The sequence below is a fragment of the Pseudomonas sp. B21-047 genome (assembly GCF_024748775.1).
Taxonomy (GTDB): domain Bacteria; phylum Pseudomonadota; class Gammaproteobacteria; order Pseudomonadales; family Pseudomonadaceae; genus Aquipseudomonas; species Aquipseudomonas capeferrum.
In genome coordinates, this window is record NZ_CP087169.1 from 1,181,902 (window position 1) to 1,197,118 (window position 15,217).

Here is a 15,217-nt window from a genome sequence, read left to right on the forward strand (position 1 = left end):
TGAACATAGACCGGACCCGGGCCACGGACGTGTAATTGAGTGCCCGGGCCGGATCACCATTGGAGTCCTTGGGAGGTGCCCTCATGAGCTTGCTGCTCGAGCCTTACACCCTGCGTCAGCTGACGCTGCCCAACCGCATCGCGGTCTCGCCGATGTGCCAGTATTCCGCCGTCGATGGCCTGGCCAACGACTGGCATCTTGTCCACCTGGGCAGCCGCGCCGTCGGTGGCGCCGGCCTGATCATTGCCGAAGCCACAGCGGTAACCCCTGACGGGCGTATCACCGCCGAAGACCTCGGCCTGTGGAATGACGAGCAGATAGCCCCACTGCAGCGCATCACCCGTTTCATCACCGCCCAGGGCGCCGTGCCAGGCCTGCAACTGGCCCACGCCGGGCGCAAGGCCAGCACCCATCGGCCCTGGTTGGGCAAGCATGGCAGCGTAAAAGTCGAAGAGGGCGGCTGGCAGCCGGTCGGGCCGTCGAAGATCGCCTTCGACCCTGAACATGCGGTGCCTCACGAGCTGTCGCCAGGGGAGATCGCCGGCATCGTGCAGGCGTTCGCCGACGCCGCCCGGCGCGCCCTGACAGCGGGGTTCAAGGTGGTCGAGGTGCATGCGGCGCACGGCTACCTGCTGCATCAGTTTCTCTCTCCGCTGAGCAACCAGCGGCGTGACGACTATGGCAGTTGCTTTGAAAACCGTATCCGCCTGACCCTCGAAGTCACCCAGGCGGTGAGGGACGTCTGGCCTGCCGAGCTGCCCGTGTTCGTGCGGGTATCAGCGACCGACTGGGTCGAAGACGGCTGGAACCCGGACGAAACCGTAGAGCTGGCCCGTCGTCTGCGGGCGCTGGGGGTGGACCTGATCGATGTTTCCTCCGGCGGCACGTCGGTCAACGCCGAGATCCCTACGGGGCCTGGCTACCAGACCCGCTTTGCCGAGCGTGTGCGCAAGGAATCGGAGATTGCCACTGGCACGGTGGGCATGATCACCGAACCGGCGCAGGCCGAGCATATCCTGCGCACCGGGCAGGCCGATGTCATCTTCCTGGCGCGCGAATTGTTGCGTGACCCCTATTGGCCGCTGCATGCCGATGATGACCTGGGGGGCAACAAGGCCACCTGGCCGGCGCAGTATCAACGGGCTACCAGCCGGGCCAACCCGATCCATGAGTCGGATTTACGGGACTGATAATGACCCCCGTGGCAGCGGGCTTGCCCCGCGAACACGGGCGAAGCCCGTGCCATCCTTCGCGGTGCTTGCTTCGCGGAGCAAGCCCTCTCCCACAGGCTCCTGCTAACGCCGCGGTGGTCTCAATGCTTGATCATCACATGCCGCACGCAGGTGTAGTCCTCCAGCCCATACACCGACATATCCTTCCCATAACCCGAATGCTTCTGCCCGCCATGGGGCATTTCGCTGACCAGCATGAAATGGGTATTCACCCACGTGCAGCCATACTGCAGCCGCGCCGCCAGGCGATGAGCGCGGCCGGTGTCGCTGGTCCACACCGATGATGCCAGGCCATAATTGGAGTCATTGGCCCATTCCAGCGCTTGGGCCTCGTCAGTAAAACGGGTCACCGACACCACTGGGCCGAACACTTCGTTGCGCACGATCTCGTCATCCTGCAGGGCATCGGCCAGTACGGTCGGCTCGAAAAAGAAGCCGTCGCCGTCAATCGCCTTGCCGCCGGTCACCAGGCGGATATGTGGCTGGGCAATGGCACGCTGCACCAGCCCGGCAACCTTGTCGCGGTGTTGCGCGCTGATCAGTGGCCCCAGCTCGGTGTCCTCGGCATCCTGCAAACCGTGCTTGAGGCTGGCGACGGCGTCGCCCAGGCGCTGCACGAACTGCTCGTAAATACCCTCCTGCACATACAGGCGGCAGGCTGCAGTGCAGTCCTGGCCGGCGTTGTAGAAGCCGAACGTGCGGATACCGTCGATGGCGGCGTCAATGTCGGCATCGTCGAACACCAGCACCGGCGCTTTGCCGCCCAGCTCCATGTGCATGCGTTTCACGCTGTCGGCCGTGGCGCTGATGATGTGCGCGCCGGTAGGGATCGAGCCGGTCAGTGACACCATGCGCACTTTCGGATGGGTAACCAGTGGCGTGCCGACTGTCTGGCCGCGGCCGAAGAGAATGTTGAGCACGCCGGGCGGCAGCAGGCCCTGGGCCAGTTCGCCCAGGCGCAGCGCGGTCAGCGGCGTCAGTTCGGACGGTTTGATTACCACCGTGTTACCGGCGGCCAGTGCCGGTGCGACCTTCCAGGCCAGCATCATCAGCGGGTAGTTCCACGGCGCGATCGAGGCGACCACGCCCAGCGGGTCGCGGCGGATCATCGATGTGTGCCCCGGCAGGTACTCACCGGCCGCCGAGCCGCCCAGGCAGCGCGCTGCGCCGGCAAAAAAACGGAAGACATCGGCGATCGCCGGTATTTCGTCATTCAGTGCCGCGCTGAAAGGCTTGCCGCAATTCTGCGATTCGAGCCGGGCCAGTTCTTCGCCATGCTGCTCGATGGTGTCAGCCAGCGCCAGCAGCGCCAGGGAACGGTCTTTGGGGCTGGCCTGCGACCAGCTGTCGAAGGCCAGGTCGGCGGCACGCACGGCGCTGTCGACCTGGGCCTCGGTGGCCTCGTTGATCTGCGCCAGGGCGCTGCCCAGGGCGGGGTTGAGCACGGTCCAGGCCGGCCCGTCGCCAGCTACCAGGCGACCGTTGATCAGCATGTGCGTTTGCATGAGGGACTCCTCCAGGGTCATTTGCCGCTGCCCGCCACGCTTTCGCCGCCGCGGGTCAGGTAATAGGCGCCAAGGATCGGCAGCATGGTCACCAGCATCACCAGCATGGCGACCACGTTGGTCACCGGCACGTCGCGTGGGCGGCTGAGCTGGTTGAGCAACCAGATCGGCAGGGTGCGTTCGTGGCCGGCGGTGAAGGTGGTAACGATGATTTCGTCGAACGACAACGCGAAGGCCAGCATGCCGCCTGCCAGCAGCGCCGAGCCGAGGTTGGGCAGGATGATGTAGCGGAAGGTTTGCCAGCCGTCTGCGCCAAGGTCCATCGAGGCCTCGATCAAGCTTTGCGAGGTCCGCCGCAGGCGGGCGATGACGTTGTTGTAGACGATCACCACACAGAAGGTGGCGTGGCCGACCACGATGGTGAACAGGCCAGGCTCGATGCCCAGGCGCTTGAACGCCGAGAGCAGGGCGATACCGGTGATGATGCCAGGCAGGGCAATCGGCAGGATCAGCATCAGCGAAATACCTTCCTTGCCAAAAAAACTGCGCCGGTACAGCGCTGCCGAGGCCAGGGTGCCGAGCACCAGAGCGATCAACGTGGCCAGGCAGGCGACCTGCAGCGACAGCTTGATGGCTTCGAGCACGTCGGGGCGGGCGAAGGCCACGGTGAACCACTTCAGGGTGAACCCCTTGGGTGGGAAGCTGAACGCTGCGTCTTCGGTGTTGAAGGCGTAGAGGACGATGATCAGGATCGGGAAGTGCAGGAACAGCAACCCGCCCCAGGCCGCCAGGCGCAAACCCATTGATGCATGTTCAGAGTGCATCGAATGCCCCCAGGCGCTTGACGATGGAGAGGTACAGCGCAATCAGCACGATGGGCACCAGGGTGAACGCGGCGGCCATCGGCATGTTGCCGATCGCCCCTTGCTGGGCGTAGACCATGCTGCCGATGAAGTAGCCGGGCGGGCCGACCAGCTGCGGCACGATGAAGTCGCCCAGGGTCAGCGAGAAGGTGAAGATCGAGCCTGCGGCAATACCGGGGATCGACAGCGGCAGGGTCACCTGCCAGAAGGTTTGCCCGGGCCTTGCCCCCAGGTCTGCCGAGGCCTGTAGCAACGATGGCGGCAGACGCTCCAGCGAGGCCTGGATCGGCAGGATCATGAACGGCAGCCAGATGTACACGAACACCATGAAACGCCCCAGGTGTGATGTCGACAGGGTGCTGCCGCCAATGCCTGGCACCGTCAACAGCGCCTGTAGCAGGCCATCCAGGTGCAGCAACTGGACGAACCACTGGGCCACGCCGCCCTTGGCCAGCAGCAGGGTCCAGGCATAGGTCTTGACGATGTAGCTGGCCCACATCGGCATCATCACAGCGATGTAGAAGAATGCCTTGGTTTTGCCGCTGGTGTAGCGCGCCATGTAATAGGCAATGGGGAAGGCCAGTACCGCGCTGGCCAGCGACACCGCCACGGCCATGCCCAGGGTGCGCAGGATGATGTCGAAGTTCGACGGGTTGAACAGCGCAGCGAAGTTGCCCAGGGTCAGGTCCGGGGTCACCGCCATGGTGAAGTCGTCGAAGGTATAGAAGCCTTGCCACAGCAGGTTCAGCAACGAGCCCAGGTAGATCGCCCCGAACCAGGTCAACGGCGGGATCAGCAGCAGCGTCAGGTAGAGGTTGGGCCGCCGGTACAGCAGGTTGGCAAAGCGGCGCAACGGGCCTGGGTTGGCAAGACGCGCGTTCATCTCAGCGGCCCTCGTCGAGCACGGTTTCCAGCAGTGCCGTCATCGCTTCACGGGGCCAGCGCGCCTGCACCCGCTGGCCGGCCTGCCAGGTTTGCGCGTGGGCCTGCCAGCGGTCGTTGGCCTGGCTCACCGTCAACAGCTGGCCGCTGTCCAACTGCAGTTCGAAGCGGGTGGCGCTGCCCTGGTACTGCACATCGTGCAGCAGGCCGCTGACCTGCACCTCATGGCTGTCGGCGGCTTGTTCACCCAGGCGGATATGCTCGGGGCGGATGGAAAACGGCGCAGGGCTGCCGTTGAGCTGCTCGGCCAGCTCGCCACGCACCACATTCGAGGTGCCGACGAATTCGGCGACGAAGGTAGTAGCCGGCTGCATGTACAGGTTGCGCGGGGTGTCGACCTGTTCGATGCGGCCGCGGTTGAACACCGCCACGCGGTCGGACATCGACAGGGCTTCGGTCTGGTCGTGGGTGACGAAGATGAAGGTGATGCCCAGCTGGCGCTGCAGCTTTTTCAGTTCGCCCTGCATCTGTTCGCGCAGCTTCAAGTCCAGCGCCCCCAGCGGTTCGTCGAGCAGCAGCACCCGTGGGCGGTTGACCAAGGCGCGGGCGAGGGCGACGCGCTGGCGCTGGCCGCCGGACAGCTGCGCCGGTTTGCGCGCACCGTAACCGGTCAGCGCCACCATCGCCAGGGCCTCGTCGGCGCGGGCATGCCGTTCGGCCTTGGCCACGCCTTTGACCTTGAGGCCATAGGCGATGTTGTCGCGCACGTTCATGTGCGGGAACAGCGCATAGTCCTGGAACACGGTATTGACGTCGCGTTGGTAGGGCGGCACCCCGGCGGCTTCCACGCCATGGATGCGAATCGAACCGTTGTCGGGGTGCTCGAAGCCTGCGATCAGGCGCAGGCAGGTGGTCTTCCCCGACCCGGAGGGGCCGAGCATGGAGAAGAACTCGCCATCCATGATGTCGATGCTGACCTGGTCGACGGCCTTGACCTCGCCGAAGGTGCGGGAAACCTGGGTGAACTGGACTGCTAGGGGCATGGCCGGTACTCAGTTGTTGCTGTGTTGCCTGTACCGGATCTTTCGCGGGGCTGCAGCGCGAATAGGCCGGTACAGGCTCAATCGACCTCAGCGCCCGCCCATGATCGCGATGTAGTCCTGCGTCCAGCGGCTATAAGGCACGAACTTGCCGCCCTGCGCCTGCGGCGTCTTCCAGAAGGCGATCTTGTCGAAGTTGTCGAAACCATTGGTCTTGCAGCCTTCGGCGCCCAGCAGTTCGCTGCCGGTGCAGGCCGCCGGCACCGCTGGCAATGAGCCGAACCAGGCGGCCACATCACCCTGCACCTTCGGTTGCAATGACCAGTCCATCCACTTGTAGGCGCAGTTGGGGTGTTTGGCCTCGCTGTGCAACATGGTGGTGTCGGCCCAGCCCGTGGCGCCCTCCTTGGGTATGGTAGAGGCCACCGGCTGGTTCTCTGCTTTCAGGCCGTTGACCATGTAGCCCCAGGAGCTGGAGGCGGCCACGCCTTCGTTCTTCACATCGCTCATCTGCACCGTGGCGTCATGCCAGTAGCGGTGGATCAGCGGCTGTTGCTGGCGCAACAGTTCGAGCACGGCCTTGTACTGGGTTTCGTTCAGTTCGTAGGGGTCCTGGATACCCAGTTCCGGCTTGGCCGACTTCAGGTACAGCGCCGCATCGGCGATGTAGATCGGCCCGTCGTAGGCTTGCACGCGGCCTTTGTTCGGCTTGCCATCGGGCAGGTCCTGCGGCTCGAAGACCACCCCCCAGCTGGTTGGCGCCTGCTTGAACACCTGCGTGCTGTACAGCAGCACATTCGGCCCCCACTGGTATGGGGTGCCGTAGGCTTGCTTGTCGACCACGTACCAGCCACCGTTTTGCAGGCGCGGGTCGATGTTCTTCCAGTTGGGGATCAGCGCAGTGTTGATCGGTTGCACCCGCTTGCCGGCGATCAGCCGCAGCGACGCATCGCCCGAGGCCGTGACCAGGTCGTAGCCGCCCTTGGTCATCAGGCTGACCATTTCATCAGAGGTGGCGGCCGTCTTGACGCTGACCTTGCAGCCGGTTTCCTTTTCAAAGCCGGTGACCCAATCGTAGGCTTTGTCGCTTTCACCGCGCTCGATGTAACCGGGCCAGGCGACGATATCCAGGCGCCCCTCGCCGGCCCCCAGGGCCTTGAGCGGTTCGGCGGCCTGCAGGCTGGCGCTGGCCAGCAACGCGCCGGTCAGGGCGCCGAGCAATGCGGTGTTGTGCGCTGACATGGTGTTCCCTCTTATTGGAGATCTTGGTCGGGGCAGTCATCAAGCAAGCCGTGAAACGCTTGTTATAAGCGTAGTGCGATTGTGCGAGGTATTGGCGATATCGAGTCTAGTTGGCTTTTTGCTGGCCAATGCAACATCCGGAAGCAAATCCCCCCGTGGCGATCGCTCGGGCAAGGCTTAATCTGGCTGTCCTTTTGCAACGTCTGGAGGCACTTCAATGAACACCCGCGGACTGCTCGATCAACTGCTCAAGTCTGGCCAGCAACTGCTCGACAGCCAGGCCGGCAAAGCGGGCTCAGGCAAGCCAGGCGCGGGCGCCGGCGGCCTCGGCAGCCTGTTGTCCGGTGTCGGCGGCGGCGCTTTGGGGGCAGGGGCGCTGGGCCTGTTGCTGGGTAACAAGAAGGCCCGCAAATACGGCGGCAAGGCCCTGACGTACGGTGGCCTCGCTGCACTCGGGGTGTTGGCCTACAAGGCCTATGGCAACTGGCAGGCGCGCCAGCAGGGGGCAGGTCAAGCGCCCGAGCCGCAGACCCTCGACCGCCTGCCGCCGGCCCAAGCCGAGCAGCACAGCCAGGCGGTGCTGCGGGCGCTGGTGGCAGCGGCCAAGTCCGATGGCCATATCGACGAGCGCGAGCGGGCCTTGATCGAAGGCGAATTCACCCGCCTGGACACGGACGGCGAACTGCAGCAATGGCTGCACGCCGAGCTGAACAAACCGCTGGACCCGGCCGAGGTGGCGCGTGCCGCGCAAACGCCGGAAATGGCCGCCGAGATGTACCTGGCCAGCGTGATGATGGTCGACCAGGAGCATTTCATGGAACGTGCCTACCTGGACGAACTGGCCCGCCAGTTGCGCCTGGACCCAGCCTTGCGCCAGGAACTGGAGAACCAGGTACGGCTTGGCGCAGGCCAATAGCACACGGCTTGGCTTGTCCATCAGGCAAGGATGCCTGAATACCCCGCATTTCAGCCGCAAAAGCGTAGGATGCCTGGGCTATACTTCGGCGATTTTCCCCGCTCGTTGTGAATTCCTGAGGGCTGAATGTGAAGAACTGGACGTTGCGCCAACGGATCCTGGCAAGTTTCGCCGTGATCATCGCCATCATGCTGCTGATGATCGTCGCCGCCTACTCGCGGTTGGTGGCGATCGAAAGTGCCGAGCAGGCAGTGGGCACCGACAGCATCCCCGGGGTCTACTACAGCTCGATGATTCGCAGTGCCTGGGTCGACAGCTACGTCACCAGCCAGCAGCTGGTGGGTTTGTCCAACCATCGCGAAATCACGTCGGCGGACTTGGAGCTGTTCAAGAGCTTCGAGGATCGCCTCAAGCAACATATGGCCAGCTACCAGGAGACCATTCAGGACCGCGATGACCAGACGCGTTTCGATAGCTTCGTGCAGTTGGAAGAAAACTACATCAAGATCGTCGGCCAGGTGCTGGACACCTACCGCCAGCGCAATTATGTCGAAGCCGAACGGCTGATCAACGAGGTGCTCACCCCGGCCTGGGTCGATGGCCGTCAGCACCTGAACGATGTGATCGAGAACAACCGGGCCTCGGCCGAAGCCGCCACCCACGACATCGTCAGCGCCGTAAGCACGGCCAAGGGCAGCATGATGATTTCGCTGCTGCTGGCAATCGTTGCCGCCGGCATCTGCGGGCTGCTGCTGATGCGCGCCATCAGTGCGCCCATGCAGCGCATCGTCCACGCCCTCGACCGGCTGCGCTCGGGTGACCTGAGCATGCGCCTGAGCCTGGACCGCAAGGACGAGTTCGGCGCCATCGAAAGCGGTTTCAACGAAATGGCCGAGGCGCTGGCCAACCTGGTGTCCCAGGCCCAGCGTTCATCGGTGCAGGTGACCACCTCGGTGACCGAGATCGCCGCCACCTCCAAGCAGCAGCAGGCTACCGCGACCGAGACCGCCGCGACCACTACTGAAATCGGCGCCACCTCGCGGGAAATCGCCGCCACCTCGCGTGACCTGGTACGCACCATGACCGAGGTCACCTCTGCCGCCGATCAGGCTTCGAGCCTGGCCGGCTCCGGCCAGCAAGGCTTGGCCCGCATGGAAGAGACCATGCACCAGGTGATGGGCGCCGCCGACCTGGTCAATGCCAAGCTTGGCATCCTCAATGAGAAGGCCAGCAATATCACCCAGATGGTAGTGACCATCGTCAAGGTGGCCGACCAGACCAACCTGTTGTCGCTCAATGCCGCCATCGAGGCTGAAAAAGCCGGCGAGTACGGTCGTGGCTTCGCCGTGGTGGCCACTGAAGTGCGCCGCCTGGCCGACCAGACTGCCGTGGCCACCTACGACATCGAGCAGATGGTGCGCGAGATCCAGTCGGCTGTCTCGGCCGGGGTAATGGGCATGGACAAGTTTTCCGAAGAAGTGCGCCGCGGCATGTTCGAGGTCCAGCAGGTGGGCGAGCAGCTCAGCCAGATCATCCATCAGGTGCAGGCCCTGGCGCCGCGTGTGTTGATGGTCAACGAAGGCATGCAGGCCCAGGCCACCGGCGCCGAGCAGATCAACCAGGCACTGGCCCAGCTCAGCGATGCCAGTACCCAGACGGTCGAGTCGCTGCGCCAGGCCAGTTTTGCCATTGACGAGCTCAGCCAGGTGGCCGCAGGCCTGCGCGGCGGCGTGTCGCGCTTCAAAGTCTGACGGCGATGAACGACTTGCAACCCCACGCTGCTCGGGCGAGCGACGCCAAGGGCACGTTGTACCTGCTGTTTCGTATCGCTGATCAGCGCTTTGCCCTGGACGTGCACGAGGTGGTCGAGGTGCTGCCGCGTCGGCCGCTGAAGCCGATCGCCCAGGCGCCGGCGTGGGTCGCAGGTATTCTCGCGCACCGCGGCGCGCTGGTGCCGGTGGTCGACCTGTCGGCGCTGAGCTTTGGCCAGGCAGCAGCGCAACGTACCAGCACGCGTCTGGTGCTGGTGCGTTACCGGGGCAACCTGCAACTCGGGCTGATCCTTGAGCAGGCGACCGAAACCTTGCGCTGCCGCCGCGAAGAATTCCAGCCGTATGGCCTGGACAATGCCGACGCTCCCTACCTGGGCCCGGTGCGCCAGGACCACCTGGGCCTGTTGCAACTCATCGAAGTCGATGACCTGCTGACGGACGCCGTGCGCGAGCTGGTGTTTGCCGATCACAGCGGTGCACCAGGGCAAGGAGTGCCGACATGACTGAACAGCGTTTCTTCCGCTACCTGCGCGAGCGTATCGGCCTGGATGTGGAGTCTGTGGGGGCGTCCATGGTCGAGCGCGCCTTGCGCCAGCGCTGCGTTGCCGTGAACGCGGCAGACCTGGACGATTACTGGCTGCGCCTGCAGCAATCGGCGGACGAGCAACAGGCATTGATCGAGGCGGTCATCGTCCCCGAGACCTGGTTCTTCCGATACCCCGAATCGTTCACGGCCCTGGTCGGGCTTGCCCATAAACGCCTGGCCCAGCTGGCCGGCGCACGCCCGGTGCGGCTGCTCAGTCTGCCGTGCTCGACCGGCGAAGAACCCTATTCACTGGCCATGGCGCTGCTGGATGGCGGCATGAGCCCTGGCTCGTTCATGATCGACGGCATCGATATCAGCCCCATTTCGGTGGCCAAGGGCGAACAGGCGGTTTATGGGCGCAATGCCTTTCGCGGCAGCGACCTGGGTTTTCGCGAGCGCTTTTTCGATGCGCTCGATGACGGCCACCGCTTGCAAGGCCGGGTGCGCCAGCAGGTCAGCCTGCAGGTAGGCAATGTGCTGGATCCGGCACTGGCCAGCCGCGATGGCCTGTACGATTTCGTGTTCTGCCGCAACCTGTTGATCTATTTCGACGTGCCCACGCAGCAGCGGGTGTTCGAGGTGCTCAAGCGCCTGACTCACGCGCAGGGCGTGCTGTTCATCGGGCCTGCCGAAGGCAGCTTGCTGGCGCGGCTGGGGATGCGCCCGTTGGGCATTGCGCAGTCGTTCGCCTACGTGCGCCAGGAGGGCGACAGCGCGCCGGTCGCCACGCCGAGCGCGCCACCCGCCAGGCGCACGCTGCCGCCTTTGGCCATGCCCGTGTACCCGCCGCCCACCCCGTCACTGACGCGGCCGTTGCGGCCCCTTGTGGCCGCTGCCAAGGCGCCACTGCCGCACGACAGCATGGGCGAGAGCGAGGCCGAACTGCTGGCCAGCATTGCCCGGCATGCCAACGCCGGTGCCAGCGCGCAGGCGCGCGCCGCTTGCCAGCGTTACTTGAGCCAGTTCGCGCCGACCGCGCAGGTTTACTACTGGCTGGGGTTGCTCAGCGATACCGAAGGCGATGCCGGCCAGGCGCTTACCCATTATCGCAAGGCCCTGTACCTCGAACCGCAGCACCCCGAAGCCCTGGTACACCTGGCGGCGTTGCTCGCGGCCCAAGGCGACCTGGCCGGCGCGCAGCGTTTGCAGGCGCGTGCCGCACGGGTCGGTCGGGAGTCTGAACGATGAGGGGGGAATCCGCGATGCAACTGCTTGCCCAGGCCGACGAGCGCATCGACGACTGCTGGAACCGCATCGGCGTGCACGGTGACAAACAGTGCCCGCTGCTGGAGCAGCACATCCATTGCCGCAACTGCGACGTCTATGCCGCTGCCGCCACGCGCCTGCTCGACCGTTACGCCCTGCTGCAGGATGACCAGGCCGTTGCGGCGCAAGCCGCCGAGCAATCTGTCGGCCACTCCCTGCTGTTGTTCAGGCTCGGCGAAGAATGGCTGGCCCTGGCGACCGCCTGCCTGGCAGAGATCGCGCCCTTGCAGGCGGTGCACTCGCTACCGCACCAGCGTTCGCGGGTATTGCAAGGCGTCGCCAACGTGCGGGGCGCGTTGGTGCCGTGCCTTTCGCTGGCTGACCTGCTGGGGGTGCAACCGACTGCCGGGCAACAGCGCAGCGGCCGCGAGATGCCGCGCATGCTGATCCTGGCCGCCGAAGGTGGGCCGGTGGTGATGGCAGTCGAAGAGATCGACGGCATTCATCGGCTTGACCCGGCGTTGCTGGACAGCGGCCAGGACACCACGCGCTTCACCGCAGCGGTGCTGCAGTGGCGTGGCCGCAGCGTGCGCGTGCTGGACGATCAACAATTACTGTCTGCCGTGCAGCGGAGCCTGTCATGACCCCAGAGCAAATGCGCGACGCATCGTTGCTCGAGCTGTTCAGCCTGGAGGCCGAGGCGCAGACCCAGGTACTCAGCGCCGGCCTGATGGCCCTGGAGCGCAACCCCACCCAGGCCGACCAGTTGGAAGCCTGCATGCGCGCGGCCCACTCCCTGAAGGGGGCCGCGCGCATTGTCGGGGTAGACGCTGGCGTCAGCGTTGCCCATGTAATGGAAGATTGCCTGGTGGCTGCCCAGGAAGGCCGCTTGCGGCTGGGTGCCGAGCATATCGATGCGCTGCTGCAGGGTACCGACCTGTTGATGCGCATCGCCACGCCAGGCGACACCGCCGCGCAAGCGACGCTGCCGGTGTTTCTCGCACAGATGGCCAGCTTGCTGGACCCAGGCGCCGCGCCAGCGCATAGGCCAGCGGCCCTGCCGACAGTGTCTGTACGAGCAACGCCCATCGAGCCCTTGGCGGAGCCCATGGAGGCGGAATTCGAGCTTGAACCCGTGCCCCGGCGCAAGGCTGGCAAACGCGCTGGCGAAGGCGCAGAGCGGGTGCTGCGGGTCACCGCCGACCGCCTCAACAGCTTGCTCGACCTGTCCAGCAAGTCGCTGGTGGAAACCCAGCGGCTCAAGCCTTACCTGGCCACCTTGCAGCGCCTCAAACGCATGCATGGCCAAGGCATGCAGGCCCTCGATGGCTTGCGCATGCAACTGGAAGACAGTGGCCAGAGCAGCGAAGTGCTCGAAGCCCTGGCCCAGACCCAGCGCCTGTTGGCCGAAACCCAGCAGATTTTGCAGCAGCAGGCCGCCGACCTTGACGAATTCGGCTGGCAGGCCAGCCAGCGCGCACAATTGCTCTATGACACCGCCCTGGCCTGCCGGATGCGGCCTTTCGCTGACGTACTGGCCGGGCAGAGCCGCATGGTCCGTGACCTTGGGCGCTCCCTGGGCAAGCCGGTGCGCCTGGTCATCGAAGGCGAAAAGACCCAGGTCGACCGCGATGTGCTGGAAAAACTCGAAGCACCGCTGACCCACCTGCTGCGCAATGCGGTCGACCACGGCATCGAACTGCCCGAGCGGCGCCTGCTGGCAGGCAAGGCGCAGGAGGGCGTGATTCGCCTGCGCGCCTCGCACCAGGCCGGCATGCTCAGCCTAGAGCTGATCGACGATGGCGCCGGTATCGACCTTGAGCGCCTGCGCAGCGCTATCGTCGAGCGTGCCATGTCGCCGGCCGACACGGTGGCCCGGATGAGCGAGGCGGAGCTGATGACGTTCCTGTTCCTGCCCGGTTTCAGCCTGCGCGACACCGTGACCGAGGTGTCGGGGCGCGGGGTTGGCCTGGATGCCGTGCAGCACATGATCCGCGAGCTGCGCGGCTCGATCGAGTTGACGCAATTGGCGGGGCAGGGCTGCCGCTTCCACCTGCAGGTGCCGCTGACCCTGTCGGTGGTGCGCAGCCTGGTGGTGGAGGTGGGCGGCGAAGCGTATGCCTTCCCGCTTGCGCATATCGAACGCACCTTGGAGGTGACCGCCGAACAGATCGTGCAGATCGAAGGGCGCCAGCACTTCTGGCACGAAGGGCGACACATCGGCCTGGTGGCGGCAAGCCAGTTGCTCAACCGCCCGGCAGGGCAGGACGATGAGCGCAGCCTGCGGGTGGTGGTGATCCGCGAGCGCGAGCAACTCTACGGGGTTGCCGTAGAACGCTTGATCGGCGAGCGGGTGCTGGTGGTGATGCCCCTCGACCCGCGCCTGGGCAAGGTCCAGGACATCTCCTCCGGTGCCTTGCTCGACGACGGCTCGGTGGTGTTGATCATCGACGTCGAAGACTTGCTGCGCTCGGTGGAAAAACTGCTCAGTACCGGCAGCCTGGAGCGCATCGAGCGGGGCAGCAGTGGCGCCCGTGGCGCAGCGCGCAAGCGCATTCTGGTGGTCGACGACTCGCTCACCGTGCGCGAGCTGCAGCGCAAGCTGCTGGGCAACCGCGGTTACGACGTGGCGGTGGCGGTAGATGGCATGGACGGCTGGAACGCGTTGCGCGGCGACGACTTCGACTTGTTGATCACCGATATCGACATGCCGCGCATGGATGGCATCGAGCTGGTCACCCTGGTGCGCCGGGACCAGCGCTTGCAATCGCTGCCGGTGATGGTGGTGTCGTACAAGGACCGTGAGGAAGACCGACGGCGAGGCCTGGATGCTGGCGCCGACTACTATTTGGCAAAGGCCAGTTTCCACGACGATGCGTTGCTGGATGCTGTGGTGGAGTTGATCGGAGGTGCCCAGGGGTGAAGATCGCCATCGTCAATGACATGCCCATGGCGGTCGAGGCGTTACGCCGGGCGCTGGCCTTCGAGCCTGCGCACCAAGTGATCTGGGTGGCGGGCAACGGCGCCGAGGCGGTGCAGCGCTGCGCCGAGCAGTTGCCTGACCTGATCCTCATGGACCTGATCATGCCGGTGATGGATGGGGTGGAGGCGACGCGGCGGATCATGGGCGAAACCCCCTGTGCCATCGTGATCGTCACGGTCGACCGCAAACAGAACGTGCACCGGGTATTCGAGGCCATGGGCCATGGCGCCCTGGATGTGGTCGATACCCCGGCCCTGGGGGCGGGCGATGCCCGAGAGGCGGCGGCGCCGTTGCTGCGCAAGATCCTCAACATCAGTTGGCTGATCGGCCAGCAGCGCAGCCCGGCCGCGCGCCCGGTTGCCACGCCCTTGCGCGAAGCATCACAGCGCCGGGGGCTGGTAGCCATTGGCTCGTCGGCGGGCGGCCCGGCTGCCCTGGAGGTGCTGCTCAAGGGCTTGCCCCCTGCATTTCCGGCGGCCATCGTGCTGGTCCAGCATGTCGACCAGGTGTTTGCCGCCGGCATGGCCGAATGGCTCAGCAGCGCAGCAGGCCTGCCGGTGCGCCTGGCCTGCGAGGGCGAGCCGCCGCAACCGGGGCAGGTGTTGCTGGCGGGCACCAACCACCATATCCGCCTGCTGAAAAACGGCCAGCTGGCCTACACTGCCGAACCGGTCAACGAAATCTACCGGCCCTCGATCGATGTGTTCTTCGAGAGTGTGGCGCGCTACTGGAGCGGCGATGCCGTAGGTGTGCTACTCACGGGCATGGGCCGCGATGGTGCCCAGGGCCTGAAACTGATGCGCCAGCAAGGTTTCCTGACCATCGCCCAGGACCAGGCCAGCAGTGCCGTGTACGGCATGCCCAAGGCCGCCGCAGCGATCGACGCGGCGGTGGAAATCCGCCCGCTGGAGCGAATAGCCGGGCGCTTGATGGAATTCTTTGCAAAATGACGATATGTATTGAATCACGCCGCCTGGCCGGCAGTGATCA

Annotated in this window: 13 protein-coding genes; 8 read left to right on the forward strand and 5 right to left on the reverse strand. The window is 65.2% G+C overall.

Annotation, left to right across the window (positions count from 1 at the left end; all coding sequences use genetic code 11):
* The first annotated feature begins 83 nt into the window (after window positions 1–83).
* Window positions 84–1,190 carry an NADH:flavin oxidoreductase/NADH oxidase gene (locus LOY26_RS05415; protein WP_186654358.1) on the forward strand — a complete coding sequence of 369 codons (1,107 nt, stop codon included), beginning with the start codon at window positions 84–86 and terminating at the stop codon, window positions 1,188–1,190.
* 122 nt (window positions 1,191–1,312) lie between these two features.
* Here LOY26_RS05415 and LOY26_RS05420 read toward each other — a convergent pair whose 3' ends face one another.
* From LOY26_RS05420 to ydcS, 5 genes are all read right to left on the reverse strand, one after another.
* Window positions 1,313–2,737 (reverse strand): gamma-aminobutyraldehyde dehydrogenase, encoded by a 1,425-nt coding sequence (locus tag LOY26_RS05420; RefSeq protein WP_186654361.1) that lies wholly within the window; start codon window positions 2,735–2,737, stop codon window positions 1,313–1,315.
* Window positions 2,738–2,754: 17 nt separating this feature from the next.
* A complete protein-coding gene (locus tag LOY26_RS05425) occupies window positions 2,755–3,561 on the reverse strand; it encodes an ABC transporter permease (RefSeq protein WP_033700942.1) in 807 nt (268 codons plus the stop codon).
* Complete coding sequence (locus tag LOY26_RS05430; RefSeq protein ID WP_095064075.1) at window positions 3,551–4,483, reverse strand: ABC transporter permease; 933 nt, start codon at window positions 4,481–4,483, stop codon at window positions 3,551–3,553. Before LOY26_RS05430 ends, LOY26_RS05425 begins: the two co-directional genes overlap by 11 nt.
* 1 nt (window position 4,484) lies before the next feature.
* Window positions 4,485–5,525, reverse strand: coding sequence for an ABC transporter ATP-binding protein (locus LOY26_RS05435; protein WP_186654363.1), 1,041 nt, complete (start codon window positions 5,523–5,525; stop codon window positions 4,485–4,487).
* 87 nt (window positions 5,526–5,612) lie between these two features.
* Window positions 5,613–6,764, reverse strand: a complete 1,152-nt coding sequence (gene ydcS / locus LOY26_RS05440) for a putative ABC transporter substrate-binding protein YdcS (protein ID WP_186654365.1) — start codon at window positions 6,762–6,764, stop codon at window positions 5,613–5,615.
* 217 nt (window positions 6,765–6,981) lie between these two features.
* On the opposite strand from ydcS, the gene LOY26_RS05445 reads away from it, so the two are divergent.
* The 7 genes from LOY26_RS05445 to wspF all read left to right on the forward strand — a co-directional run bounded on the left by LOY26_RS05445 (window position 6,982) and on the right by wspF (window position 15,177).
* A complete protein-coding gene (locus LOY26_RS05445) occupies window positions 6,982–7,680 on the forward strand; it encodes a tellurite resistance TerB family protein (RefSeq protein ID WP_186654369.1) in 699 nt (232 codons plus the stop codon).
* 128 nt (window positions 7,681–7,808) lie between these two features.
* Complete coding sequence (locus LOY26_RS05450; RefSeq protein WP_186654373.1) at window positions 7,809–9,431, forward strand: methyl-accepting chemotaxis protein; 1,623 nt, start codon at window positions 7,809–7,811, stop codon at window positions 9,429–9,431.
* A gap of 5 nt (window positions 9,432–9,436) precedes the next feature.
* Window positions 9,437–9,955 (forward strand): chemotaxis protein CheW, encoded by a 519-nt coding sequence (locus tag LOY26_RS05455; protein WP_047581546.1) that lies wholly within the window; start codon window positions 9,437–9,439, stop codon window positions 9,953–9,955.
* Window positions 9,952–11,226, forward strand: a complete 1,275-nt coding sequence (locus LOY26_RS05460; protein WP_186654377.1) for a CheR family methyltransferase — start codon at window positions 9,952–9,954, stop codon at window positions 11,224–11,226. The genes LOY26_RS05455 and LOY26_RS05460 overlap by 4 nt, the downstream gene beginning before the upstream one ends.
* On the forward strand, window positions 11,223–11,888 hold the full coding sequence (locus tag LOY26_RS05465; protein ID WP_186662961.1) for a chemotaxis protein CheW: 666 nt from the start codon (window positions 11,223–11,225) through the stop codon (window positions 11,886–11,888). The genes LOY26_RS05460 and LOY26_RS05465 overlap by 4 nt, the downstream gene beginning before the upstream one ends.
* A complete protein-coding gene (locus tag LOY26_RS05470; protein ID WP_186654382.1) occupies window positions 11,885–14,167 on the forward strand; it encodes a hybrid sensor histidine kinase/response regulator in 2,283 nt (760 codons plus the stop codon). Before LOY26_RS05465 ends, LOY26_RS05470 begins: the two co-directional genes overlap by 4 nt.
* Entirely contained in the window at window positions 14,164–15,177 is a 1,014-nt protein-coding gene (wspF, locus tag LOY26_RS05475) for a Wsp signal transduction system protein-glutamate methylesterase WspF (protein ID WP_186654384.1), read from the forward strand. Before LOY26_RS05470 ends, wspF begins: the two co-directional genes overlap by 4 nt.
* The last annotated feature ends 40 nt before the right edge of the window (window positions 15,178–15,217 follow it).